The following is a 3,357-nucleotide window of genomic DNA, read 5'->3' as shown; positions in this document are numbered from 1 at the left end:
GGAGGCTTCCTCCGTAGACGCCCTCCGGGCGGCTTCCCAAAGGGTTCGGAACTTCGGAGCATCCTGCCCGCCCGTATAGAATACAAGATATTTTACGTTTAATTATGTTGACCTACTTATTGACCAAATTGTGCGCGTGGGGCGAACCTTTGCGTTTGAGCCAGAGGATGCTGCCAACCTTACAAACCACTCGTACTGCGTAAGAAAATGTTTATCATTACGGCGCGAGGCGATCGCTGACTCAAATATGTCGTGATTGTGGGGTGAGTCGTTCCTAAATGAAACAGCCCTGCTATCTTAAAGGGGGAGATTGGAGGTGATCGTAGCTGTTACACCAGCAATACTTGTATCTGTTCTCCTTGAGAAATTAATGTTTGACCCACCAAGAGTACAGCTAAAGCGTTAGTTTGCGCGATATTAACTAAATTGCCAGAATTTTGACTGCCACCAGCAACCTGAAATTCATATACTCCATCTGTTAAATGCAGCTGACCCCAAAAGTAAGTTTCGCGTTTGCCATCCGATTGCAATTCTTGACGAGTGCGTGCTTTCACAAACTTTGGTTGCCAACCCTCTGCTAGTCCAGAAAGTTTTTTGATTGTTGGTTGCACAAACCGCCAAAAAGTCACCAATGCCGAAACCGGGTTTCCTGGTAAACCAAAATAAATAACTTGATTAGCAAATGTAGCGACAGTGAGGGGTTTACCAGGTTTCATTGCCACAGCCTGAATATGAATTTCGCCTCCCAAAGACTCAATAATTCGCTCAACATAGTCATAATCTCCCACGGAGACGCCCCCAGAAGAAAGAACCACATCAGCGTTAGATATAGTGTGGGCGATCGCTTCTTCAAGAGCATTGGGTTTATCTGGGACAATTCCTAACATCAACGGTTCTGCCCCAATTTGTTTCACCAAAGCTGCTAAAGCATACTGGTTAGAGTCTACAATTTGCCCTGCTTGCAGAGGTTTGTCAGGAGTTACCAGTTCATCACCAGTAGAAAAAATTGCTACGCGCAGACGACGGTAAACCCTCACTTGCGTACACTGGGCAGCAGCTAAAACGGCAATTTCTGGCCCATACAATCTTACTCCTGCTGGTAGCAATTGTGTCCCAGTTTTGTAATAACAAGCACGATGTCTGACAAATTCTTGCGGTTTTGTTGGTGCAGCCAAGATCAACACGCGGTTATCCTCTCGCCGCGTACGTTCTTGCATCACCACAGTATCTGCACCTGTTGGCATTACCGCACCAGTAAAAATCCGTGCCGCCTGCCCCTGTTGAATAGTAGATTGGGGTTGATAGCCAGCAGGAATTTCTTCAACAATTTCTAAACTAACTGGCTGTTCCTGGCTAGCTTGCTGTACGTCTGTGTAACGCACTGCGTAACCATCCATTGCCGAATTATCCCAATGGGGAAAGTCCAGTTGACTCGAAACGGGAGAAGCGAGAATGCGACTATGCGCTGCTAACAAATCTACAACTTCTGTATCCCGCTGACGATCCAACGGCTGCACCAAATTAAAAACAATTGCTTCTGCTGCTTTGACTGAGAACATGACCAAGAACTCCGACTTAACCTTTGTTTGCTGGCTTACGACCGAAAGTAAAAAAGACTGTGATATCGTTCCAAATGCCTTGGTCTGTTACTAATGCTTCTAGTTCTGCATCAAATCGAGCCTTGGCTTGTTCCAGCGCCAGGGATGAAAGTTGTGAACTGTGCCAGTGGCAATGTCCAAAACCTGCTGTCCAGAAATGATTTGGGTATATTCTACTAAACGATGAGTAATCTGAAGATGCCAATCGCTTTCATCGTAATTGTGACTTCTGCGGCTGTATAGATCCGCTATTTGTTGCTTGTAATTATTTAACTCAAGTTGTTGAGTCATTGAGATTTTCAGGTTTATATTTCTGACCAAAGTCGTTCCAACTGACGCCGCCAAGCAGCTAAAGTTTCTTCCCGTGCTTGGGGAGTTTGGTTTTCATCTCCCATTAATCCTTCTGCGTAAAAGCGTTCTAAGTTTTGCATTGTGGATTCTAGGGATTGACCTTGCAGTTTTGCTGCTTGAATAATTTGTCGGATGCGACTTTCAACTAGCCGATTAAAGACATCATCTAAACCAACTTCATGCAAAGAAATTAGTCGAGCGATCGCATCTCGAAAATCTTCTGCAACCAAACTGCTGCAATTGTGTTGAAATACGCCCCAGATTACGCCTTGCTGTATGGCATAGCGTACCTGTTGAGTATCATCAAAGTTAGCTTCTAAAAATTGTTCTAAAAAAGGTTGGGCTTGTTGTGCTGGTACAATCGGAATCAAAACTCGCAACCAAGTTTCATCGTCCGAAAGTAGTACCAAAAGCCGAAAATCAGGAGTTTCTATTTGCCAAGAACCGGGTGCGATCGCATTAACAGCGTCTGTACTAAATAACTCTGCCAGCGTACCTGCAATCTCTGAAGGTGTCATAATCTTTTTTTCGCTTCACCCTCTAGCGTACCGCAGTTTAGGTGTTTGTTGTTTGTTGTTTGTTTTTGGTATTTACCAAACAACACTCAACAACCACCAATCAACAACTAACCACTAACCACTATCTTTTTTATAAATCAAAAATACCGAACCTATTGGCCCTGCATTTTGTACATAAAATTTTTTGTCGTAGTACAATCCTGGAGATTGACCTCCATCAAATAACATTCCTTCTTGGATTTTGCCTAAACAATGATTGCGAGCAATACCTTCCAGCACATCATCAAACATATCTGGTAAAAGCTCTTGATTAAGCTCAGATATTTCTATATTAGAATTTGCTTTTGAGTCGTTTACCAACAGAATTACATAACCTTTATTAGTAATCGCTACCATCGAACGGTTAGTAGCGTCTTTACAAGCAAATTCTCCCAAAGCAGTACAAATATCTTTGAAGTTGCCATTGCGGTAAAATCTGCCATTACCTCCGACAATATTGTAATTAAGAATATTACTATTTCTTCTACCTGCCTGGATAGTAGCTTGTCTTTGTTGTGGTTTTCCCCCTGATATGCCAAAAGAAGAGCGCTTATTTTTAAAGTCTCCTGAATACTCTATACCTCTGGAAATATTCAAACCTTGTGGTTTATTTTCAGTATCTATATAATCTGCATTGATTGCTGCCAATGATACTCGTCCGTTTAATGTGGCATTTTCATCAGTAACTAATTCATGAAACATTTTCGGCACATACTCTTTGCGTAGCTTTCCACCAGGGTAAGCTCATCTAATTTAGTATAAAAATAGCTTGACAAATTAAACAAGACAAGAATAATCAGCGGTGTAAAAAACGTACTTGACATCAGAGCAAGATAAGTGAGATGACTTCC

At 42.4% G+C, this 3,357-nt stretch carries 3 protein-coding genes and 1 pseudogene; all 4 read right to left on the bottom strand.

What is annotated here, in order from left to right; translation table 11 throughout:
• Positions 1-329: 329 nt before the first annotated feature.
• On the bottom strand, positions 330-1,559 hold the full coding sequence (gene glp, locus HXY43_RS08975) for a gephyrin-like molybdotransferase Glp (protein WP_290882422.1): 1,230 nt from the start codon (positions 1,557-1,559) through the stop codon (positions 330-332).
• A 99-nt stretch (positions 1,560-1,658) separates the two neighbouring features.
• The gene (locus HXY43_RS08970; RefSeq protein ID WP_290882420.1) at positions 1,659-1,889 is read right to left on the bottom strand and encodes a hypothetical protein; all 231 of its coding nucleotides are present in this window, start codon (positions 1,887-1,889) and stop codon (positions 1,659-1,661) included.
• A gap of 14 nt (positions 1,890-1,903) precedes the next feature.
• Complete coding sequence (locus HXY43_RS08965) at positions 1,904-2,467, bottom strand: hypothetical protein (protein ID WP_290882418.1); 564 nt, start codon at positions 2,465-2,467, stop codon at positions 1,904-1,906.
• Positions 2,468-2,581: 114 nt separating this feature from the next.
• Positions 2,582-3,238, bottom strand: a pseudogene (locus HXY43_RS08960) (phosphodiester glycosidase family protein); the annotation flags it as partial.
• Positions 3,239-3,357: the final 119 nt, after the last annotated feature.

It is taken from the genome of Fischerella sp., from assembly GCF_013388695.1.
Taxonomy (GTDB): domain Bacteria; phylum Cyanobacteriota; class Cyanobacteriia; order Cyanobacteriales; family Nostocaceae; genus PCC9605.
This window is presented reverse-complemented; position numbering and strand designations above follow the sequence as displayed.